Below are 25,923 nucleotides of genomic sequence, written 5' to 3'. Positions count from 1 at the left end.
CCGCCGCAAGGAGAGGAGGATTGCAACGATGAAACGACCCGACCAGGCGGAGCCCAAGGAGGGGGCTGGACGCCGGGATTTCTTGAAACTGGCTGCCTTGTCGGCACCAGCTGCCGTGGCTGCGACTGCAGTCAGCGGTACAGCCGAAGCGGCTGAAGCTGATCCCACATCAACCAAAATGCAGGACACTGCGCATACACGCGCCTATTTCGACAGCGCCCGGTTCTAACTGGACCCTGTGAGTACCCCCGGCCGATGGTTGCGTGACGCCCGATGGCCGGTTCACTGAAAACCCAGCCGTATCAATTTTGATACAAGCAAGGTAGGGCAACATGCTTAGGAAAAAGACCAATGGGGTTGCGCGACGCCCCCAGGGTGCAAGTATCCTTAGAGACGCTGCACATAAATCGGTAGATCGCCGAACCTTTCTGAAGGGATCCGGTCTTGCCGCAGGCGGCCTGGCCGCCATTACTGCCACAGGCGGTTCCGTAACCAAAGCCAAGGCACAATCCGCGAACGATGCGGTCAATCTCGTAAAATCCGTATGTACGCATTGTTCCGTGGGATGCACGGTCATTGCTGAAGTCAAGAACGGCGTCTGGACCGGCCAGGAGCCGGGATGGGACAGCCCGTTCAACCTTGGCGCCCATTGCGCCAAAGGCGCCTCGGTGCGTGAACACGCCCATGGCGAGCGCCGCCTGAAATACCCGATGAAAAAGGTGGATGGCGAGTGGAAGCGGATCAGCTGGGATGAGGCGATCAATGAGATCGGCGACCAGATGATGCAGATCCGCGAAGAAAGCGGCCCCGACAGCGTCTACTGGCTGGGCTCGGCGAAGCACAACAACGAGCAGGCCTATCTCTTCCGCAAGTTTGCGGCCTACTGGGGAACCAACAACGTCGATCACCAGGCACGTATCTGCCATTCGACAACGGTTGCCGGCGTAGCCAACACATGGGGCTACGGCGCCATGACCAACAGCTACAACGACATCCACAATTCCCAGGCAATCTTCATCATCGGCGGTAATCCGGCGGAAGCACACCCGGTTTCGCTGCTGCATGTGCTGCGCGCCAAGGAACAGAACAACGCACCGCTGATCGTCTGCGATCCGCGTTTCACCCGCACCGCGGCTCATGCCGACGAGTATGTGCGCTTCCGTCCGGGTACGGACGTTGCCCTGATCTGGGGCATTCTGTGGCACATCTTCGAAAACGGTTGGGAAGACAAGGAGTTCATCCGCACCCGTGTCTGGGGCATGGACCAGATTCGCGAGGAAGTCGCCAAGTGGTCGCCGGATGAAGTCGAGCGGGTGACCGGTACGCCGGAAAGCCAGCTGAGACGCGTTGCCCGCACATTGGCAAACAATCGTCCGGGCACCGTGATCTGGTGCATGGGTGGAACGCAGCACACCAATGGCAACAACAACACCCGTGCCTACTGCATACTGCAGCTTGCGCTGGGCAACATGGGCACGAGCGGCGGTGGCACCAACATCTTCCGCGGCCACGACAACGTTCAGGGCGCGACCGACCTTGGCGTTCTCAGCCACACGCTGCCGGGCTATTACGGCCTGAGCGCAGGTGCCTGGGGGCACTGGTCCCGTGTCTGGGAAGAAGACCCCGAGTGGCTCAAGAGCCAGTTCGCGACGGTGACCGGAGCGGACGGCAAAGAGAAGAACCTCATGAACCTGACCGGCATCCCGGTCAGCCGCTGGATCGATGGTGTTCTGGAAGATCCGGCAAACACCGATCAGCCGAACGCCGTGCGGGCGATGGTTCTTTGGGGGCACGCTCCGAACTCCCAAACCCGCATGACGGAAATGAAAAAAGCGATGGAAATGCTGGATACGCTGGTCGTGATTGACCCCTATCCGACCGTTTCCGCCGTGCTTCATGACCGAACCGATGGTGTCTACCTGCTGCCGGCCTGTACCCAGTTCGAAACCCGCGGTTCGGTGACCGCGTCGAACCGGTCCTTGCAGTGGCGCGACAAGATCGTTGATCCGTTGTTCGAGAGCCTGCCGGATGAAGTCATCATGGCCAAGTTCGCGAACAAGTTCGGTTGGGCCGATCGTCTCTTCCGCAACATCGAAATGGAAGATGCGGAAACGCCGAATGTCGAGAGCATCACCCGGGAGTTCAACCGTGGTCTCTGGACGATCGGCTATACCGGTCAGTCGCCCGAGCGGATCAAGTCGCATATGGCCAACCAGCACACATTCGACCGGACGACGCTTCAGGCTGTCGGCGGCCCGAATGACGGCGAATACTACGGTTTGCCGTGGCCGTGCTGGGGAACCGCGGACATGAAACATCCCGGTACGCCGAACCTCTACGACATGTCCAAGCCTGTCGGTGAGGGCGGGTTGTGCTTCCGTGCGCGCTTCGGCGTGGAACGGGACGGCGACAACCTGCTTGCAGACGGTGTTTCCAATCCGGGTGCGGAAATCCAGGATGGCTATCCCGAATTCACCATGCAGATGCTGATGGACCTGGGTTGGGACAGCGATCTGACGGAAGAGGAACGGCTTGCCATTGAAGCGGTTGCCGGTCCGAAGACCAACTGGAAGACCGATTTGTCCGGCGGCATCCAGAGAGTGGCGATCAAGCATGGCTGCGCGCCGTTCGGTAACGCCAAGGCCCGTGCGGTCGTCTGGACCTTCCCGGATCCGATACCGCTCCACCGCGAGCCGCTCTACACCAACCGCCGGGACCTGGTGGCGGACTATCCGACCTACGAAGATCGGAAGTTCTATCGTCTGCCAACCCTTTACGCCTCGATCCAGAAGCAGGATTTCTCGAAAGAGTTTCCGATAATCCTGACCTCCGGACGCCTCGTGGAATATGAGGGTGGCGGGGACGAAACCCGGTCGAACCCATGGCTCGCCGAACTTCAGCAGGACATGTTTGTCGAAATCAATCCAAGGGATGCCAACAATCTCGGAATCCGGGACGGCGCGCAGGTCTGGGTTGAAGGTCCGGAAGGCGGCAAGGTCAAGGTCATGGCAATGGTGACCGAACGGGTCGGAGAAGGCGTTGCCTTCATGCCGTTCCACTTCGGCGGTCATTTCCAGGGCGAGGACCAGCGGTCCAAGTATCCGAAAGGTGCCGATCCGTATGTTCTGGGGGAAAGCAGTAACACCGCTCAAACCTACGGCTACGACTCGGTGACGCAAATGCAGGAGACCAAAGCGACTCTCTGCAGGATCTCGGCAGCGTAAGGAGGAGACGCAATGGCAAGATCAAAGTTCCTTTGTGATGCCGAACGCTGCATTGAGTGCAATGCCTGCGTTACAGCATGTAAGAACGAAAACGAAGTGCCGTGGGGGATCAATCGACGCCGCGTCGTGACCATCAATGATGGTAAGCCCGGCGAGCGGTCGATCTCCGTGGCATGCATGCACTGTTCGGACGCACCCTGCATGGCGGTGTGCCCGGTTGATTGTTTCTACCAGACCGAAGAAGGTGTGGTCCTGCACTCCAAGGACCTTTGCATTGGCTGCGGCTACTGCTTCTACGCCTGTCCGTTCGGTGCACCGCAGTTCCCGCAGGCGGGCAACTTCGGTTCGCGCGGCAAGATGGACAAGTGCACCTTCTGCGCTGGCGGTCCGGAAGAAAACAATTCGACTGTCGAAAAGGCAAAGTACGGCAGCAACCGCATTGCCGAAGGCAAACTGCCGCTCTGTGCGGAAATGTGCTCCACCAAGGCCCTGCTGGCCGGTAATGGCGACGTCGTTTCAGCCATTTACCGCGAACGCGTCGTTGCACGCGGCTTCGGTTCCGGTGCCTGGGGCTGGGGTACGGCCTACGGCCAGAAAGGCGGCTGACCAGAACTCAAGGCGGCGGTTACCCGTTCACGCGGGGAGCCGCGGCCGTTGAGCCGGCAGAAACGATTTTTAGACAGGGCGGTGCTTGCCGGCATGCGTCGGCGTGTGTGCCGCCCCGTCTGTCTCCGTTGATTTCAGGTGTGAGGGTCCCGTCATGAAGCGTTTGATACTGGCGGCTGTCGTTCTTCTTGCTTTCCTGACACAAGGATTTGCGCAGGATCAGCCTCCAGGCCAGGAACAGCCAGCTGAACGGGCCGCGACCGGCGGTGCGCAGACCCTGGAAGACATCATGCGGCGTCAACGCGGTGAAAAGGTGGATTATGATTTCCGCCGAAGTGCCACCGGAGACCCGAATTCAGCCGCAGCGATCTCATCACAACTGGGCACGCTGGGTGGAGTGTCCGACCCGGAGCTCTGGAGGGCTCTGCGGTACGGCACGGCAGACATCACCGTATCGTCCGGCGGAAAACCGGCTACTGTTCTGATGCAGGATGGCGGTATGCGCTGGCTGGAGTGGCGCAAGGGGCCGTTGGCGACTTACGGTGCCTATCTGCTGCTCGGAACACTCGTATTTCTTGCGCTCTTTTATCTCATCCGCGGCCGCATTCGGATCGACGGACAGAAAACCGGCCAGACCATCACCCGATTCAAGGCGGTCGAAAGGCTCAGTCACTGGCTGCTTGCCGGCAGTTTCATTTTGCTTGCGATCACAGGGTTGCTGACGCTTTTCGGCCGGTTCGCGATTATCCCGCTGATCGGCAAGGATGCCTTTGCTCCTGTCGCGCTGGCTTCAAAGTGGATCCACAACAATGTTGCCTGGGCCTTCATACTTGGCCTCATCATGGTTTTTGTCATGTGGGTTTCTCATAACATTCCCAACAAGACGGACCTGAAATGGATTGCTGTTGGTGGAGGATTGCTCAAGAAAGGCGTGCATCCGCCGGCACGAAAGTTCAACTTCGGCCAGAAGCTCATTTTCTGGGGTGTCATCGTCCTGGGAGCATCCATCTCCGTTTCCGGAATATCGCTTCTCTTTCCGTTCGAGTTCCCGATGTTTGCGGCCACCTTTGAGGTCTTGAACGCGACCGGCATTCCTCAGCTCCTGGGCTTCGGCACGCTGCCGACGCAACTTGCCCCGCATGAAGAGATGCAATTCGCGCAGCTATGGCACGCCATTGTCGCCTTCCTGATGATGGCGATGATCCTGGCGCATATCTATATCGGCTCGGTCGGCATGGAAGGCGCGTATGATGCCATGGGCTCCGGTGAGGTCGAACTGCAATGGGCGCGCGAACACCATGGCCTGTGGGTGGAAGAGGTTGAGGAAGCCGAAAGGCAGGCCGAATCCAAACACGCTGTACCGGCCGAATAGGCGCGAGAAACCATGCGTTTTTTCTGCGCCCCTGGTTTGCCGTTCGGCAGCCCGAAGGGCGTTGCCGAAAACTGGCGGATTTCTCCAACTGCCATGGTTGCAGCATTGGTTGTCCTGCTGTGCGCCGGCTTGAGTTCGCCGAGTTCCGGAGCGGAGTTCCAGACGCTGAAGGGGCACGGTGGACCGGTTATGGATATCTCCGTTTCACCGACAAACGGACTTGTCGCGACGGCCAGTTTCGACAATTCCGTTGGAGTCTGGTCGGGCCGGACGCCTCGTTGGCTGGAGGGGCATGAAGCGGCCGTGAAGGTGGTCCGGTTTGTCGATGGTACCCGCATCGTTTCTGCCGGCGATGACAACGACCTGATCCTTTGGGATCTGGAGACCGGAACGCAGAACCGCTTGGAGGGACACACGGCCAAGGTGATTGGGCTTGCCGTCTCTCCTGATCGTCAATTGATCGCCAGCGCCAGCTGGGACACCCGTATCGGGCTTTGGCCAGTGCAAGGAGGCGCGCCGGTGTTTCTTGAAGGACACACGGCTGGCGTTAACAAGATTGCGTTTTCGCGGGATGGCAAATGGCTCTTTTCGGCCTCTGTCGATGGTTCGATCAAGCTATGGAAGCTTGGAGAGAATGCCGAAAAGCGCATCATCGACCGGAATGGTTTTGGCATAAACGTCATGGTGCTCGGCGGAGACAAGGCCGGGTCGGCTGCCTGGATCGCTTATGGTTCGCAAGACGGTGTGACCCGGATTGTCGATCTGGCGACGGATGAGAGGCTTCACGACTTTGCATTGGAACGACGCCCCATCCTGGCGATGGCGCTCAGCCCGGACGGTTCGCGGCTGGCAACAGGTGACGGACACGGTTTCATCACCGTAATCGACACCAAGACCTGGTCGATCGAAAAGGATTTCAAGGCGGCGCTGAAAGGCCCGATCTGGGCGCTGGCGTTTTCGAAGGACGGCCAGGTGCTGCATGCGGGCGGGATCGAGAACATCGTTTATTCCTGGCCGGTCGCGGATCTTGCGTCATACGATCCGATGGTCCAGGAAACACCGCAGTTTCTGCGCAAACCCGAAGACATGTCCAACGGGGAACGGCAGTTCGCGCGCAAGTGTTCGATCTGTCACGCTTTGACCGCTGATGGCGGCCGCAAGGCAGGGCCGACGCTTTACAAGGTTTTTGGCAGAAGGGCGGGAACCCTGACCGGCTATCCCTATTCAGAAACCCTGGCCGGATCTGATATCATCTGGTCGGAAGAGACGATCAATCAGCTGTTTCTGGATGGTCCGGATCACTTTATTCCGGGATCCAAAATGCCCATGCAACGGATAACCGGATCTGAAGACCGCGATGATCTGATAGACTTCCTGAAAACGGCAACGAACGCCGGGGCAACTGGTGGAGGAACGCAATGAAAACCATGCTTCTTGCCTTTGTCGCAATCGCAGTGATTGCGATCGGGGCCAACCAGGCCCTGGAGCATCTGGGTTTTTCCAGTGCCGAGCAGACCAGCAGTTCTTCCGTCCGGTTGGGAGATTAGGCGCCGACAGCGAGGCGCTGTTGGCATGAAGGCTTCTCCCTCTCCTTGTGGGGAGGAGAGGGAGCGGGTAAGAGGGCTGGCACTCGCGACGCCGAGTGTCAGCCCTCACCCAATTTGGTTACGAGCAGGGGTAAATTCATCCGCTCGCAACTGGAAATCCCCACATAAAATGAAGTCAGCCGGACCCGTCATTCGCATTCGGGAAAAACAGCTGCTGCCCGTCCACCTTGTAGGAAGCAATGGCCGCCTGGCCTTCGTTCGATAGGAGCCAGTCGACAAAAGCCTGTCCCAATTTCGCCTTCACATGCGGATGGGATTCGGGGTTCACCAGAACAACGCCATACTGGTTGAACATCTTCGGATCGCCCTCGACCATGATTTGATAATCGCCCTTGTTTCCAAAGGCGATCCAGGTGGCGCGGTCGGTCATGATATAGGCACCCATTCCGGTGCCGGTGTTCAGGGTTGCGCCCATGCCGGAACCGGTTTCCCGGTACCAGTCGCCAGAAGCAGCGCCAGCGTCGATGTTCGCGGCCTTCCACAGTCGCAGCTCTGCCTTGTGTGTGCCGCTGTCGTCGCCGCGGGACGCAAACAGGGTTTTTGCTTCGGCAATCTTTCGCAGTGCCTCCATCACATTGTTCGAACCGGATATTTTCGCCGGGTCGGAGGCCGGGCCCACGATTACAAAGTCGTTGTACATGACGTCTGAACGGGCAACGCCAAATCCGTCGGCGACAAACTTCTCCTCCGATGGTTTTGAATGAACCAACAGGACATCGCCGTCGCCGTTGGCCGCATTTCGAATGGCCTGTCCGGTGCCAACGGCAACCACCCTGACCTGAATGCCGGTCCTGTCCTGGAACCTGGGCAGAAGATAATCGAACAGACCCGAATTCTGGGTAGAGGTGGTCGACTGAACGATGATGAATTTCTCGTCTGCCTCTGCCTGTTGACCTATTAGTTGAAAAATCATGGCGGCGCCGAGGAGCGCCAGAAGAGCTCGTCTGATCAACGGATCCTCCCGGAGTGATCACGCAAAATTTGGGTGTTGGGTCCAAGATAGAGACGACCGTCGCGCCAGGCGCGTACCGGTTCGCTTTGAGGAGAATTGAGAACCTCTTCGACTGAACCGGTCTCGGCAACCTTGCCGTCCTGCAGAAAGATCACGTTTTCGCCCAATCGCCTGGCCTGACCGGCGTCATGGGTCACCAGAACAATGGTTACGCCACGGGCATTGGCATCCACCAGCAGGTCTTCAATGGCTGCGGTGGAAGCTGGATCCAGATTGGCTGTCGGTTCATCCAGAAAGAGAAGAGCAGGCTCGCATGCAAGCGCCCGCACCACGGCAAGGCGTTGCTGTTCGCCACCGGAAAGCAGGCGGGCTGGTCGCTGCGCCAGATGCGACAGGCCTGCCGAGGCGAGGGCTTTGTCGATCTTCCCGGCCCGTTCTCCACCGCGCAACCCGCGAACAGAAAGCGCAAACTTGAGATTGGCCAGAACAGAACGGCGCAGCAGAACCGGGCGCTGGAAAACCATTGCCTGGGAACGTCGTGCCTGCGTACTCAACGGTTTCGATTTCCAGAGTACCTCGCCCTGCTGGGCTTTGAGCAGCCCGTGAAGAAGACGTAGCAACAGGCTTTTGCCTGCTCCGTTGGGGCCCATGATCAATGTGCGCGTGCCTTGCCCGATTTGAAGGTCGACACCCTCGAGCAGAACTTCCTTGCCGGCTGAGAACGTAAGTCCGTTGGCCTCCAGAAGAGGAGCTTCCTGGTGGGCGAGCTGCGACGAGGAAGGTGCGGATGTCGTGTCGAAAGCAAGATCACGCATAGGCGGCCCTCGCGGCTGATGCCCGAAGGGCCATGACGCAGGCATTCACGACAAAGGCGATCAGAAGGAGAATGACGCCGAGTGCCAGGGCAAGCTGAAGATTGCCCTTTGAGGTTTCCAGCGCGATTGTCGTCGTCATGACGCGGGTCACGTGGTTGATGTTGCCCCCAACGATGATTACGGCTCCGACTTCTGCAACGGCGCGGCCAAAGCCGGCGAGCGCAACCGTGAGAAGGCTGTAACGAGCATCCCACAGGAGCGACGTCAACCGGTCGAGCGGGCCGACGCCCATCGAGGCAAACTGCTCGGAATACTCACGATAGAGATCCTCGACGAGTTGCCGCGTCAGGGCGGCAACGATGGGTGTCACCAGAACCATCTGCGCGATGATCATGGCAGTTGGGGTATAAAGCAACCTGAGCGGACCGAGAGGACCGGTCGCAGACAGCATCAGGTAAACTAGGAGGCCGACAACAACCGGGGGCAGCCCCATGAGAGCATTCAGGACAACAGCCAGAAATGTTCGACCGGGGAACCGGAAGGCTCCAACAGCAGCGCCGAGGGGAAGGCCAATCAGGCAGGCGAAAAAGACAGCCGTCAGCGTCACCCGCATGGACAGGCCAATGATTTCCATCAGGTCCGGATCAAGCGCGAAAACAAGGCCGAATGCTCCGCCAAGCACGCTCCAGAAACTGTCCATTCCTGCATTTCCTCCCGTTCATGGGAAAAAATAACGTAAAATGCATAAAAATAAAAGCTGAACACGCCTCATTCAGCATCAAAAGCGCCATAGCTGCTGTATGGGTAACCGATGTGCCTGATAGGATGGTGCGAGTGCTGCCTTTTAGAGGGCGATCGGCTCCCGTAGTGTCGTGTTCAACTCAAAAAGATTCAGGCATGGTGAGAGCTGCGATTGCAAATCCAGGATGTCACCTCCTGGTGGCGCAAGTTGCTTCGAGAGGGGAGCTTTCGTAAAATTTCTTCAGCTGAAATTGGCCTGTAGTTGATTGGTTCGAAAGGCGGTGCCGGTTGTGAAGGGCTTGTGCATCCTGAGTACCGGTATCTTTTTTGCCCTGCAGTTTGTCTGGGCAGAAGTCCGAACGGCTGTTGCAGATGGGGCTGTCGCGCCTTCTCGAACCATCTCACAGCAGGATACGGGCTCCGAACCGCCTGCTGTCGCAATGCCCGCTCCGAAGCCGGAAAGAGCCGAAGCAGTTGCAACAGCCGAATCTGAAAGGAAACTCAAGCTCAAGATCGGCCAAATGATCCTTGTCGGCTTTCTTGGAAACGATACGGGACAATCCGGCTACCAGTTGGTTCAACGACAATTGAAGAACGGCGAAGTGACCGGCGTCCTTTATCTCGGCAGGAACCTCAGGAACCGTGACACAATCGTGCGAATGAACGCAGGGCTTAAGGGGGCTGCTACTGCGCATGCACCGCCCCTCATCGCGATCGACCAGGAAGGAGGCAAAGTACAACGCCTCAAGCGGTGGCATGGATTCCCTCCGACCTTGTCTGCAAAGCGGATGGCGCGGGCGCGCAATCTGGAAAAGGCGACAACTGCTTATCGCCTTCTGGCGAAGGACCTGTCGAACTGGGGCTTTAATCTCAATCTCGGGCCGGTTGTCGATCTCGACATCAACCCACGTAACCCGATCATCGGTCGTCTCGGGCGGTCCTATTCAAGAAATCCGGAAGTGGTGATCAGCTACAGCGCGGCCTTTATTGACGGGCATCGCAGGGAAGGCGTGATGACGGCGTTGAAGCATTTCCCCGGCCATGGATCCAGCTGGCGGGACAGTCACAAGGGAATGGTCGATGTTTCCAGGACATGGTCACCTAAAGAGCTGGAGCCGTTCAAACGTCTGATTTCGCAAGGGCGAGCGGATCTGATCATGACGGCTCATGTCCATAACAAGGCATTGCAGAAGCCGGCCGAAACAGTCCCGGTCTCGCTTTCCGCCACTGCCTTGTCAGAAGTCTTGCGCGGCAAGCTGGGATTTCAAGGTGTGATTATCTCGGACGATTTGCAGATGGATGCGATCCGCAGAAATTATACGTTTGCCGATGCAGTTGTTGGCGCGGTGAATGCAGGTACCGATATTCTCCTGTTTGCGAACGACAAGCGCCCCGATCCGGAAATTCCTGCCAAGGTTGCCACTATTCTAACCGAAGCCGCCGGAACGGATCCGAAGTTCAAACAAAAGATAGAGGCAGCCTATGAGCGCATCCGCGCTTTGAAGCGTCGCCTGGAAGCAACTTCGTTGCCTCCGGTTCCGAAACCTGGCCCCGATCGCTCTTCAGCCGCCGTGCCAGAGGTGGGAGCGGACAACCGGCAAAACCGGATGCCCGAAGATGAAGATGTTTTGCTTCGTCGCCCGCGGCTGACCTTGCCGGAAGGTTTCGCGCCTTAGGACGCGACCCTCAATAGAGCGTTCGTGGCAGCCATGTCGCGATTATCGGGAAGATCCAGAGAATGCCGACCGCCAATATCTGCAACAGGATGAAAGGCACGACACCTCGATAGATCTGTCCGGTGGTGATCTCCTTCGGTGCCGCGCCTCTCAGATAGAACAGCGAGAAGCCGAAAGGCGGGGTCAGGAACGAGGTTTGGAGGTTGATGGCGATCAGGACCGTCAGCCAGATCGGGTCGATGCCCATCAGGATAAGCGGCGGGATCAGCACCGGCAGCAGGATCACCGAGATCTCGACAAAATCCAGGAAGAAGCCGAGAACAAAGACGAACAGCATCGCAAAGATGAGCGCGCCTGTCGGTCCCCCCGGCATTTCGTTGAGAATGTCATGCACGCGGTCTTCACCGCCGAGCCCAACAAAGACGAGGGAAAAGAAACTGGCCATCAGGATGGTCGCGAAGATCATCGAGGTGACGGTCAGGGTCGACAGAAGAGAGGCCTTCAGAAGACCGTCGGCAAAAGCGGCTTTCAGGATGCGCAGGACAACGCCGAGCGAGAATATGGCCAATCCGGCGTATACCGCTGCAAGAATGTAGCCGCCGATAGTGATGTCAGACCGTTGCAGTCGAACAGGCATTACCGTTGCCGCAACGGCCAGAAAAAGAAGAGCGGCTGTTGCCAGAACGATCAGGCGGGTGGAAACACCCAGACGGCGACCTGCAAGAAGAATCGCGCCGATGGCCCCGACCGAAGCCGCTTCGTTGGGGGAGGCGATGCCGCCAAGGATCGACCCAAGAACCGCGATGATCAGAAGAATGGGCGGAACGATTGCGGCGGCGATTTCTCTGGTCGAGGGCTGGTCGACATGCTCTTTCATTGCCGGCGCGTCGCTGGGGAACAGCCGTGCACGGGCGAGGATGTAAAGGCAGTAAACGACCACGAGCAGCAAGCCCGGTACCATGGCAGCGGCAAAGGTCTGGCCCACCGAAATGGTCTCGATGGTGAATTTGCCCTGGGCATACTGCGCCTGTTGGAAGGCGTTCGACATGACATCGGCGAGAATGATCAGTAGCGTCGAAGGCGGAATGATCTGGCCAAGCGTTCCCGCGGTACAGACCATGCCGGAGGCAAGTTTGGGGTCGTAACCGTTGCGCAGCATTGTCGGCAGGGCAATCAGGCCCATGGCAACAACCGTTGCGCCGACGATGCCGGTTGAGGCGGCGAGCAAGGCACCGACAAGCACAACGGACACTCCAAGCCCGCCATTCATGCGGCCGAAGAGGCGCCCCATCGTTTCCAGTAGCTCCTCGGCAATCCGGCTTTTTTCCAGAATGACACCCATCAACACGAAGAGCGGAATGGCCGTCAGGACGGGATTGGTCAGAACCCCGAAAAAGCGCTGGCCCATGGCGCCCATGAGCTGAATGTTGAAGTCGCCGAGCATCCAGCCAAGAAGGGCAAAGCCGGTGGCAACACCTGCAATGGTGAAGGCAACCGGATAGCCAAGCAGGATGAAGGCGATCAGTGCGCCGAACATGATGAGGTCGAGAGGCAGGCTCATGCTTGGTGGCCTTTCAGGCGCAAGATGTCACGGATCAGTGCCGCCAGGCCTTGAACAAGCAGCAGGACGCAATAGGCCGGAATAAGAGATTTCAGAAGAAAGGAGGCTGGAATTCCGCCAACTGAAATCGGACCCTCCAAGATGGCCCAGCTTCCGCGGACATACGGCCAGGAAAACCACATGAGGACGACAAGTGCCGGTGTGAGCAGGAACAGATGGCCGAATAGGTCAATCCAGGCCTGGGAGCGTCTGGTGCACTTGGCATAAAAGATATCGACCCGGACATGGGCGTTTACGAGAAACGTATATCCGGCGCCCAGCATGAAGATCGCTGCGTGGAAATAGAGCACGCCTTCATCAAGGAAAATGAAACTGTACCCGAAGACGTAGCGTAGCAGCACGATCACGAATTGCAGCAACAGCATGCCAAGCGCAGCCCAGCAAAGCGTGTGGCCTATTACGGCATTGACGCGCTCCAGCGCGCCCGCAAGTCTTTCCATCGCAGTTGGTCCTGCCGTTTTAAAGTGTCGTCGCCCGACATGCTCGGTCTGAATAGGGAACAATTTTGCACTGATTGTCATCCCGGTCTTGACGCGTCAGCGGCAAGACCGGGATCCAGTAATCCGGGTCGTCAGATGTAGCATAAGCACGATTCGGCGTGGTACTGGATCCCCGCCTTCGCAGGGATGGCAATTCAGGCAGTAGAGGGGCTGAAAAGTCCCTCCACTGTGAGCTTGGTCAGTTCACTCGATCGTATTTGCTCAGTCGTACTGATAGTCGAGCAGACGTGCGTTCATCTGACCGTTGTCGGCGTACGGCATGTATTCACGCATCAGTTTGCGGTAGGCGAGGAAGCTTTCGGTGATCCGCTGGACGAGCTCGTCGTCGCTTGCGCGCAGATCGGCAATCACTTCGCCAGCTGCATTGCCCATGGCGACGATGACATCGTCCGGAAGCTTGCGCACCATCACGTCATGCTCGTTGACCAGCTGGGTCAGGGCCTGGGCGTGCTTGGTGTTGTATTCCGTCAGGACATCGTTGTAGAGGCTGGCGCATGCGTGGGAGACGGCTGCCTTCAGATCGTCCGGGAGGTCATTATAGGCTTCCAGGTTGACCGCGCACTCTTCTGCAGATGAGGGTTCACCAACGCCCGGCCAGTAGTAGTTCTTTGCGATCTGGTAGTAGCCGAGGGCACTGTCCGTCCACGGGCCAATGAATTCACCCGCGTCGAGCGCACCCGACTGCAGGGCCTGGAACATTGCCGGGCCGCTCATGGCCTGAACGGCCATTCCGAGCTTGGAGCACATTTCGGAGGCAAGGCCGGTCGATCGGAATTTCAAACCTTTGAGATCATCAACGCTGTTGATCTCGGTGCGGAACCAGCCAGCCCACTGCGGTCCGGAGTTGCCGCACAGGAATGGCTTCAGGTTGAAGCGGCCGTAGATTTCATCATAGAGCGCCTGACCTCCACCATGGATCAGCCAACCTGCCTGTTCCGGTGCCGTCAGACCAAATGGCTGGGAACCGAACAGAAGAATACCCTTTGACTTGGAGCCCCAGTAGGCAGGAACCGCGTGGTACAGCTCGGCAGTTCCCTGACCGACGGCATCGAAGACGCCATTGCCCGGTACGATTTCACCGGCAGCGAACAGCTTGACCTCAATGCGGCCACCGGACAGGGCGGTGATGCGGTCAGCCAGCATTTGTGCTGCGACACCGGGGCCCGGCAGGTTTTTCGGCCATGCGGTGACCATGCGCCACTGGCGTACGTCCTGGGCGATGGCGGGAGCGGCCAGAGTTGTTGCTGCTGCGGCTGCCACGGTTCCCGTTGCACCGGCTTTCAGAAAATCACGTCTTTTCATACTAATTCCCCTCGTTTCAAGGTTCCGGATAAGAGCGTTCTGCCTTGGGTTCTAATTGCCCAATATCCCCGGCAGGTTAAGCCCCTGTTCTTTCGCGCAATCAAGCGCGATCTGGTAACCGGCATCGGCGTGACGCATCACGCCGGTGGCCGGGTCGTTCCAAAGCACGCGTTCAATGCGGCGGTCGGCATCTTCCGTGCCATCGCAGCAAATCACCATGCCGGAATGCTGTGAAAAGCCCATGCCGACACCACCGCCATGGTGCAGCGACACCCAGGTCGCGCCCGAGGCCGTGTTCAGCAAGGCGTTGAGAAGCGGCCAGTCGGAGACGGCGTCGGAACCGTCCTGCATGGCTTCGGTTTCACGGTTCGGCGAGGCGACGGAACCGGAGTCCAGGTGGTCGCGGCCGATCACGATCGGTGCCTTCAGCTCGCCGTTGCGAACCATTTCGTTGAAGGCAAGGCCCAGACGGTGACGCTGGCCAAGGCCGACCCAGCAGATGCGTGCCGGAAGACCCTGGAACGAAATCCGCTCCCTGGCCATGTCCAGCCAGTTGTGCAAATGCGGATCATCCGGGATCAGTTCCTTCACCTTGGCATCGGTCTTGTAGATATCCTCCGGATCGCCTGAGAGCGCGCACCAGCGAAACGGACCGATGCCGCGGCAGAAGAGCGGACGAATATAGGCCGGAACGAAACCGGGGAAGTCGAAAGCGTTTTCAAAACCTTCTTCCAGAGCGACCTGGCGGATGTTGTTGCCGTAGTCGAGGGTCGGCACTCCGGCATTCCAGAAATCGACCATTGCCTCGACATGAACACGCATGGAGGCGCGGGCGGCTTTCTCGACCGCCTTCGGATCGGTCTCGGCCCTGGCGCGCCATTCGGCAACGGTCCAGCCTTGCGGCAGGTAGCCGTTGACCGGGTCATGGGCGGAAGTCTGGTCCGTGACGATGTCCGGCTTCACACCGCGCCTGACCAATTCTGCGAAAACATCTGCCGCATTGCCGATGAGTGCCACGGACTTGGCTTCGCCTGCCTTCGTCCAGCGATCGATCAGTTCAAGAGCCTCATCGAGCGAATGGGTCTTTTCGTCGACGTAGCGGGTGCGCAGACGGAAGTCGGCGCTTTTCTCGTCACATTCAACGGCAAGGCAGCAGGCCCCGGCCATAACCGCTGCCAGGGGCTGAGCGCCACCCATGCCACCGAGACCGCCTGTCAGGATCCAGCGTCCTTTCAGATTGCCGTCATAGTGCTGGCGACCGGCTTCCATGAAGGTTTCATAGGTGCCCTGAACGATGCCTTGTGTGCCGATATAGATCCACGAACCGGCGGTCATCTGGCCGTACATGGCCAGGCCCTTCTTGTCGAGCTCGTGGAAGTGATCCCAGTTTGCCCAGTTCGGCACCAGGTTGGAGTTGGCGATCAGAACTCTCGGAGCATCCTTATGGGTCTTGAAGACGCCGACAGGCTTGCCGGACTGAACCAGAAGCGTCTCGTCTTCGTTCAGGGTCTTGAGGCTGGAAACAATGCGGTCGAAATCTTCCCAGGTACGGGCCGCGCGGCCAATACCGCCATAGACGACCAGCTCATGCGGGTTTTCCGCGACATCCGGATGAAGGTTGTTCATCAGCATGCGCAATGGGGCTTCGGTCAACCATGACTTGGTGTTGAGTTCTGTGCCGGTCGGCGGAAATACGTCGCGGGCGTTGTGGCGGCGATCTGTCATCGTTCGCTCCCTGGAGATTATTTGTCTTGTTCGGCGAGTGTCGGTGTGAGGGTTTCCAGCGCACCGAGGATGTCCTTAAGATAATGGCGCAGGCGCTCTGCCTTTTCTTCGTCATAGGCAAAGGGCGTGTCTTCGGTTGCAAGATGGGTTTTCTGGGTAAGTTCCATCTGAATGGCGTGAAAGCCTTCTTCGGGCCGGCCGTAGTGGCGTGTTGTCCATCCGCCCTTGAACCTGCCGTTCAAGACGCAGGTATAGCCTTCAGCAGCTTCAGTTCTTTCGTAAACGGCAGCTTCGATCGCCGGAGAACACGTCGCACCATTGTTGGTGCCTGTGTTGAAGTCCGGCAGCGTTCCTTCAAACAGGAAGGGCGCAACCGAGCGGATGGAATGGCAATCGTAAAGGATTGCGACGCCGTGCTTCGCCCTTACCCGCTCCAGTTCGGCAAGCAAGGCCGCATGATATGGAGCGTGCCAGGAGAGACGGCGGGATTCGATCTCGGCAGCGGTAGGTTCCTGTCCTTCAAGATAGATCGGGCTGCCGTCAAAATCGGTGGTCGGGCACAACGTAGTCGTATTCTGACCGGGATAGAGGCTCACGCCTTCCGGATCGCGGTTGGCATCGATGACGTAGCGATGGAAATTCGCCCGCACCATCGTCGCACCTGGATGCAGGTCGGAATAGAGCCGGTCCACATGCCAGTCGGTATCGGCAAGCTTCTGACCGGTTGCGTTCAATCTTTCCCAGATTTCAGCAGGAACATGCGTGCCGGTATGCGGAACACCCAGAACAATCGGGCTCTCGCCCCGGAATATGTCAACCGGCAGCATAGGCGCCTCCAAGCTTGATCATGTGATCTTCCGAAAGAACGGACACAAGCGCGCGGGAACGCACCAGGTCTGCGGCTTTCTCCAGGTCAGGCGCAAGGTAGCGATCCTGCTTCAATGCCGGAACGTGCGCGCGAAGTGCATCGATAATGGACTGCAGCGCCGGGCTGGTTTTCAGCGGTGCGCGGTGCTCGATCCCCTCAATCGCGCAAAGCAGTTCAACACCGAGAATGTGAGAAAGGTTCACGTTCATCCGGCCCAGGCGCCGGGCACCATGAGCTGCCATGGAAACATGGTCTTCCTGGTTGGCACTGGTCGGTGTGGAGTCGGTCGAGCAAGGATTGGCGAGATGCTTGTTTTCGCTCATCAGGGCTGCCGTGGTGACTTCGGCAATCATCATGCCGGAGTTGAGACCCGGGTCCTTGGCAAGGAATGGCGGCAGGTCGAAGGAAAGGGTCGGATCGACCATCAATGCAACCCGGCGCTGGGCGATCGCACCGAGTTCCGCCACCGCCAGAGCGATCTGGTCCGCTGCGAAGGCGACCGGTTCGGCATGGAAGTTGCCACCCGATACGATCCGGTCGGCATCGATCAGGACAAGCGGATTGTCCGTTGCCGCGTTGGCCTCGATCTCGAGCGTGGTAGCCGCCATGCGCAGGAGGTCAACACAGGCACCGGCAACCTGCGGCTGGCAGCGGATGCAATAGGGATCCTGAACGCGCTGGTCGCCTTCCCGGTGGCTTTCCCGGATTTCCGATCCGGCCATGATTTCGCGCATGGTGCGGGCAACTTCGATCTGCCCCCGGTGGCCGCGCAACTCATGGATTTCCGGCAGCAACGGCGCGGTCGATCCCATGATTGCATCGGTGGAAAGGCTTGCCGATACCAGCGTTGCTTCGGCCAGCCTCCAGGCTTCCAGAAGACCGACAAGAGCACAGGCGGTCGAAAACTGTGTGCCGTTGATGAGGCCGAGACCTTCCTTGGGTCCAAGCACCACCGGTGTCAGTCCGGCCCGGGAGAGGGCTTCGCCGCCCGGCATCCGCTCACCCGCAAATTCGGCCTCGCCTTCACCGATCAGAACCGCTGTCATATGTGCAAGCGGAGCCAGATCGCCGGAAGCACCAACAGAGCCTTGTGCAGGAATGACGGGTGTCACGCCTTTCTCAAGGCAATCTTCAATGAGTTTCAGGACCTCGAAGCGAACCCCGGACGCCCCGCGGCCAAGCGAAAGCAGCTTCAGCACCATCATCAGCCGCGTCGTTGTCTGGTCCAGTGCTTCGCCGACCCCACAACAGTGAGACAGGATCAGGTTCCGTTGCAGCGTCGCGGTGTCGTCAGCGGCAATCTTGACGCTGGCAAGCTTGCCGAAGCCGGTGTTGACACCATAAACGGCGTCGTCGCCCTGTGCTGCCCTGGCAACGCGTTCAGCTGCCAGATTGATTGCCGCTTCGGCAGACCTGTCGACGCGCACGGGAAGCTGTTCCCGGTAGATGCGTTCCAGGTCGGCCAGGGTGACGGACCCCGGTGTCAGGATTAGGGCGCTCATTCAGAGCCTCCGAAGATGCGTTTTTCAAGTGCGTTGAAGCCGATCCGGTAGCTGAGTTCGGCCGGGTGACGAACGTTCCAGACGGCCAGATCGGCGCGGTTTCCGGCTTTCAGCGTGCCCTGATCGTTCAGGCCAAGGGCCTTGGCTGCTTCGCGGGTGACACCCGCCAATGCTTCTTCCGGCGTCATGCGAAAGAGCGTGCAGCCCATGTTCATTGTCAGCAGCAGCGAAGCGAGCGGAGAGGAGCCCGGATTGCAATCCGTTGCCAGTGCGACCGGTACCTTGTGCTGCCGAAGCAACGCCAAAGGTGGCTGCTGCGTTTCATGAAGCGTGTAGAAGGCGCCTGGCAGGAGAACGGCAACCGAGCCGCTTGAGGCCATTGCCTTGACGCCGGCTTCATCAAGATATTCCAGATGATCGGCGGAAAGAGCGCCATAGGATGCGGCAAGCGCCGTTCCGCCGAGATTGGACAATTGCTCGGCGTGAAGCTTCACCGGAATGCCCAGCTCTCGAGCCTTGTCGAACACCAGGGCGATTTGCGCAGGTGAAAACGCGATGCCTTCACAGAAACCGTCGACCGCATCAACAAGCCCTTCTGCGTGGGCAGCTTTCAGAGCGGGAAGGCAGACTTCCTTCAGATAGTCGTCCGGGCGGTCTTTGAATTCGGGCGGAATGGCATGGGCGCCGAGGAAACTGGTGCGGACATTCACTGGCCGTTCAACGGCGATCCGCCGGGCGGCACGCAACATCCTGAGTTCAGTGTCCCGGTCCAGGCCGTAGCCGGACTTGATCTCAAGGGATGTGACGCCTTCGGCGATCAGGGCGTCGACGCGTGGCAGCGCAAGCTGCAGCAGTTCGTCTTCGCTGGCTTCGCGGGTTGCCTTGACGGTCGACACGATGCCGCCGCCTGCGCGGGCGACTTCCTCGTATGAAGCCCCTTCGAGCCGCATTTCAAACTCGCGGGCCCGGTCGCCTCCGAAAACCACATGGGTGTGGCAATCGATCAGACCAGGCGTGACGAGCCTTCCCTGAAGATCGTCGCAAGGCCAATCGGAATAGCGCTCAGGAAGCTCCAAACCTTTGCCGCACCAGCAAATTTTCCCGTCTTCGATCGCCAGCGCACCGTCTTCAATCAAACCATAGGACTCACCTGTTTCGGTGAGCGTTGCCAGTGTGGCGTTGGTCAGAACACGCTGGGACACGAGTGATCTCCGGCTTGATTAGATTGCGTTATACGATAATATGCATGCACATATTAACGTGTCAACGAAGGAATAGCGGCATGTCGACAGTCAGTGGTGCGACGGTTTTTGCAGGCAAGGCGCTTCTGCCTGAAGGGTGGGCCGAAAACGTCGCGGTGACCTTTGACGAAAAGGGCGTGATCACGTCCGTCCGGCAAGGGGCTGAGCCGGAAGGCGTGCTGGCCGGAACTCTGCTGCCGGCTCCGGTCAACCTGCACAGCCATGCGTTCCAGCGCGCAATGGCCGGCATGAGCGAACGGCGCGGAGTCGAAGCGCGGGACAGTTTCTGGACTTGGCGCCAGATCATGTTCCGCTTCCTGGATGCGCTGACACCGGAAGACGTCGAAGCCATCGCCGCATTCGTGCAAATGGAGATGCTGGAAGCGGGGTATTCGGCCGTTGGCGAATTTCATTACCTGCATCATCAGGCGGGAGGCGCCGCTTACGAGAACCTCGCAGAGATGTCGGAGAAGATCATTGCTGCGGCACAGAATACCGGCATCGGTCTGACGCATTTGCCGGTTTTCTACCAGTATGGCGGCTGCGACCGTCGGCCGCTCGCACCGGGACAAATCCGGTTCGGCAATGATTTCGACCGTTTCCAGAAGCTGCACGAGTTGGCATCAAAAGCAATTCAGTCACTGCCGTCCGACGCGGTTATCGGTGTTGCGCCCCACTCCCTTCGCGCAGTCGACCAGCAAGACCTGAAGAACGCGGTGACCCTTGCCGGCGCAGGTCCGTTGCACATGCATCTGGCCGAGCAGGTCGCTGAAGTCGACGAAGTTCAGGCCGCCTGGGGCAAACGGCCGGTGGAATGGCTGCTTGCCAACCAGGATGTGTCAGCCAACTGGTGTCTGATCCACTGCACGCAGATGACGCCGGAAGAAACGGTTGGACTTGCAAAATCCGGTGCAGTTGCAGGCCTTTGCCCGATCACTGAATCCAGTCTTGGCGACGGCATTTTCGATGGGGTTCGGTATCTTGCAAATAACGGCCGCTTCGGTGTCGGTTCGGACTCCAATATCCGGATTTCCCTGTCGGAAGAGCTACGCACGCTGGAATATTCGCAGCGCCTCAGAGACAGGTGCCGGGCTTCCGTTGCAACTCCGGAAAAGTCGACCGGCCGCGTCATTTTCGAAGGCGCCGTCGCTGGTGGAGCGCAGGCCGCCGGGCGCAAGGCCGGCGTGCTGGCGGAAGGGGCCTACGCGGACTTCCTCGCATTGGATGACAAGGCCATCGATCTTGAAGACCGCGAAGGTGATGAAATCCTCGACACTTACATCTTCGCAGGCGACGACCGGATGGTTTCGGATGTCTGGTCTGCCGGAAGGCATGTTGTTCAGCACGGAAAACATGTAAAAGGCGACGCCATCCGTGCGAGATACCGGGCAACCATGGCCTCGCTGCGCAACAGGCTCTGAGAGAACAGGCACCGATTTGACGCTGACCGATACAAATTCCTGGACAGGCATCCGCGAAGTGCTTTTGCGGAGGATCCACGACCGGGTCTGGCAACCGGGGGAGCAGATCCCTCATGAGGCGGACCTGGCTCAGGAATTTGGCTGCGCACGAACCACCGTCAATCGGGCCTTGCGGGACCTGGCTGAGAGTGGCCTTGTCATCCGCAAGCGCCGTGCCGGAACCCGCGTGGCACTCAATCCGCCTCAGCGGGCAACATTGACCATTCCGATTATCCGTGAAGAGGTCGAGGCGCTCGGCCGGACCTACAGGCACTCCTTGCTGGAGCGGGATCTCAGGCCGTTGCCACCCATGCTGCATGGCGCGTTTCAGGTTTCACTGGGTGAAAACGTTCTGTTCCTGAAAACACTGCATTTTGCCGACGACCGGCCATATGCCTTTGAAGAACGCTACATCAATCTGAAAGCTGCGCCCGGCGCTCAAGACATGTCTTTCGAAGACGTCAGCGCGAACGAATGGCTGGTGCACAACGCGCCCTACAGCCACGGCGACTTGTCATTCTTTGCGGTGAATGCAGACAAGACACTGTCTCGAAAACTGGACACAGCTTCCGGGTCGGCCTTGTTCGCGATGGAGCGCATTACCTGGTCAGGGGAGGTGCCGATCACACATGTCCGCCTGATCTTCGCTCCCGGCTATCGCATGCGCACGGAGATCTGAGGGGGAAGGGGTTGGCCTTGGCGCTGAAAGGTGTGTGCTGAATGGGGCTGCGAGCGGACCGGCGGGTTTCGGTGACATGTGACAAAATGCTGCCGTTGATCTGGCCGCGGTTGCTCGATCGGTATCTCCGACCTCAACAGTGACGTCTGAATCGTCAACGCGGTCGTCTTCTATACGGACGGCAATAAGTTGGGCAATCTCGGCTACACTGCGGATGCTATATCCGACTTCTAGCGAACCCGCAGTTTCGCGAACCCATGGCCTTTTGGCATGGAAGACGGCCATGACAAAGACTTGCCGGATCAAACGTCGGAATCAACGGTAGGCGGGAACTTATCGCTCGGAAATCCGTCCGTTCACATTCCACGTGGGCAAGCGACGACGCGGACTCTCAATCGCGAGCCTCTGTTTTTGATGTCATTCTCGATGGCTGCTGAATTGCGGCATTCGCATAACGTTGCATCAAGCACGCAGATAACGGTATCAGCTTCAGGTCGTGTGATTGTCGCCAGCAGGGCTAGATACCGTTTTGAATTACACCTCTGATTGCATTTCTTCTCAATTTTTTGCATCAAGTAGTATGAGATTCAACCACTTCTGAAACGAGTCGTCTTGTCAAAGCCCACATTAACGACTGTTGCATCGAAACAGCCTCGCGAAACGGCGGGGCCCGCCGCATTCAGAGCCTTTGACTACCAAGCCAACGTTTCAATGGCTCTGGTTCTCGACCTTTTCAGAAAAGGCAAGGAATTCGTCGCTCTATTCGACCACCACGACGACCTCGTCGTCTTCGTCGGTGAAGGGGAGAACTCAGAGCTCTCGTTTTACCAGGTAAAGTCTAGCAGCAAGCTGACATGGACGGCGAAGAGACTTGCGAAGCGAAGCCCTAAGGGTGAACTACCGAAATCCATCATCGGCAAGGCCTACTACAACGTCGCACAGTTCGGACCGAAAATTCGCCGGGCATCAATATTATCAAACCAGCCACTCAGCGCCACTTTGGCGACGGCCACCAAATCCGACCTTCACGATGGTGAGCTTTCAATCGCCGATCTTTGCTCCACCGATCAGGACACGCTGCTAAAATCGCTGAAGGCCGACTTCCCGGTCGGCTTTGACAAGACACACGCGCCACTTTTGACGTTCGAGCGTGTCCCGTTCGATCTAGAAAGTTATCGCACTACTGTCCTTGGCAAAATTGTCGAAATGCTCGAAGAACTCCATCCGGACTTCGTCGCGGTTTCCAGTCCATTCTACACGGCGCTCCTCGCTGCAGTGGGTGATTGCACCGGCAACAAGACCAAATCAGCAACGGTCGAGGAACTGCGCGAGCGTGTCGCGCTGGATCGCGAGGCAGTTAGTCGGTTGATCGTCCGGGTTCAAAACAGGTCGAAAAATCTTGTCGAGTGGTGGTCGACCGTGAACGAGGAACTCGCTGCCGACGGCATGCGGGCGCTTGAGATCCAGCGCATCAAGAACAAGTGTATGTCCTACGCGAGCGCCCGTCGGGCTGGTGACAAGACGGCCGCAGAGCTATGTGCCGCGATAGGCGACGCCATCGCTAAAACGGCTGTGGGCGACATGGACAGCGTACTTGAGGCTGCCGTAGCCTTGAAAGCCCACGGCCTCGTTGAACCCTCATCTGAACTCTACGATCTTCAGTCTGCGATGATCGTCGAACTGATGGAAGTTGTGGCATGACAAACGACGAAACCAAAAGACTGCGGCGCGTCCTTAGAAAACTGAGCGAGAGCAGAAATGCCAAGGGTAATATTCAAAAATCTCTTCCTGTTGTCGCAGGTCGAAAAGAGAGCGTTGCACGTACCATTGCACTCACAAAAGCTGTTGATCCAAGGCGCAAACGGCTTTGGAAAATCGGTCATAATGAAGAGCCTGTACGAAGCTCTGGGGGCGACACCGAACAAGATTGATTATCGCTGGAAAAATGCCAACGTTTCGAGTTGCCTCGAATTCGAATTTGAAGGCGCGACTTGGTTCTCAGTCAAGGCGCACGGGGTCCACTCACTTTTCGACGATACGGGCAAAAGGCGGTTCTGGGGCCAGCGGCTTGTTAAGGACTGGGGACCAAAGCTCGCTGATTTTTTCGAGTTCAAGCTGGAAATGGTGGACAAAGACGGAGAGACGTTGATACCACCGCCCGCGTATCTGTTCGCTCCGTTCTACATCGACCAGGACGGAAGCTGGCAGAATACCTGGGTTTCTTTCCGCAGGGACTTTTACCTGCAGGGAAGTCCGATCACGCTTGCAGACTATCATTCAGGAATACGGCCGGACGGCTATTATGCCGCCAAGGCAGAGCTTACGAAGGAGAAGCTCGTCCTTGCCAGCCTGGAGACTGCCATCGAGACGCTCCGCCAGGCGATGTCGCAAATCGTAGAAATCGAAGGTTCAACTCCGATCTACGATTTGCAGGAATTCGCCCGCGAATGCGACGACCTCGTCGCGGAAAGCGAACGGCTTCTTGTCCTGCAAGCGGCTCATCGCCGGACGGTGTCAGATCTACACGAGGAATCTCATCTCGTCAGGGCCGAAGCGGTCCTCCTAAAGAGCACCCTCAATGAAATGCGAGGAGAATTCGAGCTAGCGTCTTCATTACCACGACAGGTCGAGTGCCCCACCTGCGGGCACGAGTACCAGAACTCCCTTGCGGAAAGATTCGCGTTGATCGAGGACGAGGGCGTCCTGTCCAAGGCGCTGATCGACGCCCAGTCGAAGCTGGAAAGGTTAATTGAAAAGGAACGGGCAGAGCGCAGCAAACTTGACGCAATCGGTGCGAGTCTGGCACGTGTCCAGAAGATCCTCGAAGTCCGGAAGCAATCGTTGTCTCTTAACGACGTGCTCGTGGCGGCCGGCAAGACCGAAGCCGCCAAGCTTCTTCGAGGCTCGTTGAATGAGAAGATAGTGGCGGCGGACGTCTCCAGAAGCAGAACCGACTCACTGCGCACCTCGATGAAGGAGTTCACCGACAAAACGCGCACTTCGGAGATCATGAAGTTTTATCGCACCAGGCTTTCGATGTATTCGCAGAAGCTAGATGTCCATCTTGACGATCCGGAAAAGCAGTCAATTGCTTCTATCAATGTGGCGCGAGGCAGCGAAGGGCCGCGAGCGCTGTTGGCGTACTATTACGCCTTCCTTCACACCAAGATCGAATTCACAACGAACGTTCGGTTTCCTGTCGTCATTGACGCCCCGAACCAGCAGGGTCAGGACAAGGTCCATCTTCCTCAGATGGTGGAGTTTATTTTCGATCACGCTCCAGACAACTCGCAGACCATTGTTGCGATCGAAGACGCTTCAGAACTTAATATCGAAGGTGTTATCATCGCCAACTACGGCGAGGCGAAGCGGCAAGTTCTACGGCAAAAGGAGTTCGACCGAGTGCAGGCCTTCTTCGATCCGTTCCTCCAGAAGATACTCGCGATGGAATAAACATGCGTTCAACCTTAGGAACGACGAGAAACGGAACTGGGGCTTGCATGAGTAACCACGTGCACCCGAAGGAAATCAGCCACCGCCTTTCCAGCGGAAGGAGCGGTCTCTAAAACGCTTTTTCGTGCAGAACTGGCCAAGTCAGCACCAGACCGTAGACGCCGTCTCAAAACGTGTCGTGAAAAGGTTATCGATTGTCAGTCTTCAGATGTTTCCTTTTGATCACGTCCTTCTGCACCGACCAGGCGAGAATGTCGCTTCTCATCGACTGCGGCGTTCCAATCTCAAGCACTAGATAGACTCGCGGCTAACGGCTGCTTTTGGAAAGTCCATTCCATCCTTGAACGTACGAATTGGCGGCGTATTGTTGCCGTTCAGTGCACTCGCAGCGAAGGTCGGGTTTTCGGCGCTGAGTAGTCGAAGCGGACATTCACACGGGAGCAGGTCACGGACTATGGGTGGCTGGGTAGCCGTTCGATTTCAGTCGCCATTGTGAAGGGTGAAAGGTAACACCAGTCGTCCTTACGTGCGCCGCTTTCAGAGACGGACCTCCGGATGTAAACTGGCAACCAGGGAGGA

General features: G+C 58.1%; 22 protein-coding genes. 12 read left to right on the top strand and 10 right to left on the bottom strand.

Features of this window, described 5'->3' with window-relative positions:
* Positions 1 to 28: 28 nt before the first annotated feature.
* The 6 genes from ABLQ08_RS10540 to ABLQ08_RS10515 all read left to right on the top strand — a co-directional run bounded on the left by ABLQ08_RS10540 (position 29) and on the right by ABLQ08_RS10515 (position 6,749).
* The gene (locus ABLQ08_RS10540) at positions 29 to 229 is read left to right on the top strand and encodes a twin-arginine translocation signal domain-containing protein (RefSeq protein ID WP_352941562.1); all 201 of its coding nucleotides are present in this window, start codon (positions 29 to 31) and stop codon (positions 227 to 229) included.
* A gap of 103 nt (positions 230 to 332) precedes the next feature.
* Positions 333 to 3,224 carry a formate dehydrogenase subunit alpha gene (locus tag ABLQ08_RS10535; RefSeq protein ID WP_352941560.1) on the top strand — a complete coding sequence of 964 codons (2,892 nt, stop codon included), beginning with the start codon at positions 333 to 335 and terminating at the stop codon, positions 3,222 to 3,224.
* A gap of 12 nt (positions 3,225 to 3,236) precedes the next feature.
* Positions 3,237 to 3,830, top strand: a complete 594-nt coding sequence (gene fdh3B / locus ABLQ08_RS10530; protein WP_352941558.1) for a formate dehydrogenase FDH3 subunit beta — start codon at positions 3,237 to 3,239, stop codon at positions 3,828 to 3,830.
* Positions 3,831 to 3,984: 154 nt separating this feature from the next.
* On the top strand, positions 3,985 to 5,202 hold the full coding sequence (locus tag ABLQ08_RS10525; RefSeq protein ID WP_352941556.1) for a formate dehydrogenase subunit gamma: 1,218 nt from the start codon (positions 3,985 to 3,987) through the stop codon (positions 5,200 to 5,202).
* A 12-nt stretch (positions 5,203 to 5,214) separates the two neighbouring features.
* Entirely contained in the window at positions 5,215 to 6,624 is a 1,410-nt protein-coding gene (locus ABLQ08_RS10520) for a c-type cytochrome (protein WP_352941554.1), read from the top strand.
* Positions 6,621 to 6,749, top strand: a complete 129-nt coding sequence (locus ABLQ08_RS10515) for a hypothetical protein (RefSeq protein WP_352941551.1) — start codon at positions 6,621 to 6,623, stop codon at positions 6,747 to 6,749. The genes ABLQ08_RS10520 and ABLQ08_RS10515 overlap by 4 nt, the downstream gene beginning before the upstream one ends.
* Before the next feature lie 175 nt (positions 6,750 to 6,924).
* Here ABLQ08_RS10515 and ABLQ08_RS10510 read toward each other — a convergent pair whose 3' ends face one another.
* The 3 genes from ABLQ08_RS10510 to ABLQ08_RS10500 are packed head-to-tail and all read right to left on the bottom strand — an operon-like array spanning position 6,925 to position 9,276.
* Positions 6,925 to 7,761, bottom strand: coding sequence for an extracellular solute-binding protein (locus tag ABLQ08_RS10510; protein ID WP_417714906.1), 837 nt, complete (start codon positions 7,759 to 7,761; stop codon positions 6,925 to 6,927).
* Positions 7,758 to 8,576, bottom strand: coding sequence for an energy-coupling factor ABC transporter ATP-binding protein (locus ABLQ08_RS10505; protein ID WP_352941548.1), 819 nt, complete (start codon positions 8,574 to 8,576; stop codon positions 7,758 to 7,760). The genes ABLQ08_RS10510 and ABLQ08_RS10505 overlap by 4 nt, the downstream gene beginning before the upstream one ends.
* Positions 8,569 to 9,276 (bottom strand): ABC transporter permease, encoded by a 708-nt coding sequence (locus tag ABLQ08_RS10500; protein ID WP_352941545.1) that lies wholly within the window; start codon positions 9,274 to 9,276, stop codon positions 8,569 to 8,571. The genes ABLQ08_RS10505 and ABLQ08_RS10500 overlap by 8 nt, the downstream gene beginning before the upstream one ends.
* A 322-nt stretch (positions 9,277 to 9,598) precedes the next feature.
* Between ABLQ08_RS10500 and ABLQ08_RS10495 the strand changes: the two genes are divergently transcribed.
* Positions 9,599 to 10,993, top strand: coding sequence for a glycoside hydrolase family 3 N-terminal domain-containing protein (locus ABLQ08_RS10495; protein WP_352941543.1), 1,395 nt, complete (start codon positions 9,599 to 9,601; stop codon positions 10,991 to 10,993).
* 10 nt (positions 10,994 to 11,003) lie between these two features.
* Here the strand turns inward: ABLQ08_RS10495 and ABLQ08_RS10490 are convergent, their stop codons facing one another.
* From ABLQ08_RS10490 to hutI, 7 genes are all read right to left on the bottom strand, one after another.
* A complete protein-coding gene (locus ABLQ08_RS10490) occupies positions 11,004 to 12,554 on the bottom strand; it encodes a TRAP transporter large permease (RefSeq protein WP_352941541.1) in 1,551 nt (516 codons plus the stop codon).
* Positions 12,551 to 13,054: a TRAP transporter small permease subunit gene (locus tag ABLQ08_RS10485; protein ID WP_352941539.1), complete on the bottom strand. Its 504-nt coding sequence runs from the start codon at positions 13,052 to 13,054 to the stop codon at positions 12,551 to 12,553. Before ABLQ08_RS10485 ends, ABLQ08_RS10490 begins: the two co-directional genes overlap by 4 nt.
* Before the next feature lie 261 nt (positions 13,055 to 13,315).
* On the bottom strand, positions 13,316 to 14,416 hold the full coding sequence (locus tag ABLQ08_RS10480; protein WP_352941538.1) for a TRAP transporter substrate-binding protein: 1,101 nt from the start codon (positions 14,414 to 14,416) through the stop codon (positions 13,316 to 13,318).
* Positions 14,417 to 14,467: 51 nt separating this feature from the next.
* Entirely contained in the window at positions 14,468 to 16,141 is a 1,674-nt protein-coding gene (hutU, locus tag ABLQ08_RS10475) for a urocanate hydratase (RefSeq protein ID WP_352941535.1), read from the bottom strand.
* A 17-nt stretch (positions 16,142 to 16,158) separates the two neighbouring features.
* Positions 16,159 to 16,968: an N-formylglutamate deformylase gene (gene hutG / locus ABLQ08_RS10470; protein WP_352941532.1), complete on the bottom strand. Its 810-nt coding sequence runs from the start codon at positions 16,966 to 16,968 to the stop codon at positions 16,159 to 16,161.
* The gene (gene hutH, locus ABLQ08_RS10465; RefSeq protein ID WP_352941530.1) at positions 16,955 to 18,511 is read right to left on the bottom strand and encodes a histidine ammonia-lyase; all 1,557 of its coding nucleotides are present in this window, start codon (positions 18,509 to 18,511) and stop codon (positions 16,955 to 16,957) included. Before hutH ends, hutG begins: the two co-directional genes overlap by 14 nt.
* Positions 18,508 to 19,713, bottom strand: coding sequence for an imidazolonepropionase (gene hutI / locus ABLQ08_RS10460; protein ID WP_352941528.1), 1,206 nt, complete (start codon positions 19,711 to 19,713; stop codon positions 18,508 to 18,510). Before hutI ends, hutH begins: the two co-directional genes overlap by 4 nt.
* A gap of 80 nt (positions 19,714 to 19,793) precedes the next feature.
* On the opposite strand from hutI, the gene ABLQ08_RS10455 reads away from it, so the two are divergent.
* The 5 genes from ABLQ08_RS10455 to ABLQ08_RS10435 all read left to right on the top strand — a co-directional run bounded on the left by ABLQ08_RS10455 (position 19,794) and on the right by ABLQ08_RS10435 (position 25,344).
* Positions 19,794 to 21,173 (top strand): formimidoylglutamate deiminase, encoded by a 1,380-nt coding sequence (locus ABLQ08_RS10455; RefSeq protein WP_352941525.1) that lies wholly within the window; start codon positions 19,794 to 19,796, stop codon positions 21,171 to 21,173.
* A 16-nt stretch (positions 21,174 to 21,189) separates the two neighbouring features.
* The gene (locus tag ABLQ08_RS10450) at positions 21,190 to 21,891 is read left to right on the top strand and encodes a GntR family transcriptional regulator (RefSeq protein ID WP_352941523.1); all 702 of its coding nucleotides are present in this window, start codon (positions 21,190 to 21,192) and stop codon (positions 21,889 to 21,891) included.
* 612 nt (positions 21,892 to 22,503) lie between these two features.
* On the top strand, positions 22,504 to 23,592 hold the full coding sequence (locus tag ABLQ08_RS10445) for a dsDNA nuclease domain-containing protein (protein WP_352941520.1): 1,089 nt from the start codon (positions 22,504 to 22,506) through the stop codon (positions 23,590 to 23,592).
* Positions 23,589 to 23,822, top strand: coding sequence for a hypothetical protein (locus ABLQ08_RS10440; protein WP_352941518.1), 234 nt, complete (start codon positions 23,589 to 23,591; stop codon positions 23,820 to 23,822). The genes ABLQ08_RS10445 and ABLQ08_RS10440 overlap by 4 nt, the downstream gene beginning before the upstream one ends.
* Complete coding sequence (locus ABLQ08_RS10435; protein ID WP_352941516.1) at positions 23,776 to 25,344, top strand: hypothetical protein; 1,569 nt, start codon at positions 23,776 to 23,778, stop codon at positions 25,342 to 25,344. The genes ABLQ08_RS10440 and ABLQ08_RS10435 overlap by 47 nt, the downstream gene beginning before the upstream one ends.
* The last annotated feature ends 579 nt before the right edge of the window (positions 25,345 to 25,923 follow it).

This window comes from Roseibium sp. SCP14 (genome assembly GCF_040329475.1).
In the GTDB taxonomy this organism is placed as follows: domain Bacteria; phylum Pseudomonadota; class Alphaproteobacteria; order Rhizobiales; family Stappiaceae; genus Roseibium.
This window is presented reverse-complemented; position numbering and strand designations above follow the sequence as displayed.

What these genes read in the sequence shown, in the direction of transcription:
- ABLQ08_RS10485 (WP_352941539.1), bottom strand. Translation starts at nt 13,054, where the DNA reads ATGGAAAGACTTGCGGGCGCGCTGGAGCGCGTCAATGCCGTAATAGGC.
- ABLQ08_RS10540 (WP_352941562.1), top strand. Translation starts at nt 29, where the DNA reads ATGAAACGACCCGACCAGGCGGAGCCCAAGGAGGGGGCTGGACGCCGG.
- ABLQ08_RS10520 (WP_352941554.1), top strand. Translation starts at nt 5,215, where the DNA reads ATGCGTTTTTTCTGCGCCCCTGGTTTGCCGTTCGGCAGCCCGAAGGGC.
- ABLQ08_RS10440 (WP_352941518.1), top strand. Translation starts at nt 23,589, where the DNA reads ATGACAAACGACGAAACCAAAAGACTGCGGCGCGTCCTTAGAAAACTG.
- ABLQ08_RS10515 (WP_352941551.1), top strand. Translation starts at nt 6,621, where the DNA reads ATGAAAACCATGCTTCTTGCCTTTGTCGCAATCGCAGTGATTGCGATC.
- fdh3B (WP_352941558.1), top strand. Translation starts at nt 3,237, where the DNA reads ATGGCAAGATCAAAGTTCCTTTGTGATGCCGAACGCTGCATTGAGTGC.
- ABLQ08_RS10525 (WP_352941556.1), top strand. Translation starts at nt 3,985, where the DNA reads ATGAAGCGTTTGATACTGGCGGCTGTCGTTCTTCTTGCTTTCCTGACA.
- ABLQ08_RS10505 (WP_352941548.1), bottom strand. Translation starts at nt 8,576, where the DNA reads ATGCGTGATCTTGCTTTCGACACGACATCCGCACCTTCCTCGTCGCAG.
- ABLQ08_RS10500 (WP_352941545.1), bottom strand. Translation starts at nt 9,276, where the DNA reads ATGGACAGTTTCTGGAGCGTGCTTGGCGGAGCATTCGGCCTTGTTTTC.
- hutH (WP_352941530.1), bottom strand. Translation starts at nt 18,511, where the DNA reads ATGAGCGCCCTAATCCTGACACCGGGGTCCGTCACCCTGGCCGACCTG.
- ABLQ08_RS10480 (WP_352941538.1), bottom strand. Translation starts at nt 14,416, where the DNA reads ATGAAAAGACGTGATTTTCTGAAAGCCGGTGCAACGGGAACCGTGGCA.
- ABLQ08_RS10455 (WP_352941525.1), top strand. Translation starts at nt 19,794, where the DNA reads ATGTCGACAGTCAGTGGTGCGACGGTTTTTGCAGGCAAGGCGCTTCTG.
- ABLQ08_RS10490 (WP_352941541.1), bottom strand. Translation starts at nt 12,554, where the DNA reads ATGAGCCTGCCTCTCGACCTCATCATGTTCGGCGCACTGATCGCCTTC.
- ABLQ08_RS10535 (WP_352941560.1), top strand. Translation starts at nt 333, where the DNA reads ATGCTTAGGAAAAAGACCAATGGGGTTGCGCGACGCCCCCAGGGTGCA.
- ABLQ08_RS10435 (WP_352941516.1), top strand. Translation starts at nt 23,776, where the DNA reads ATGAAGAGCCTGTACGAAGCTCTGGGGGCGACACCGAACAAGATTGAT.
- hutU (WP_352941535.1), bottom strand. Translation starts at nt 16,141, where the DNA reads ATGACAGATCGCCGCCACAACGCCCGCGACGTATTTCCGCCGACCGGC.
- hutG (WP_352941532.1), bottom strand. Translation starts at nt 16,968, where the DNA reads ATGCTGCCGGTTGACATATTCCGGGGCGAGAGCCCGATTGTTCTGGGT.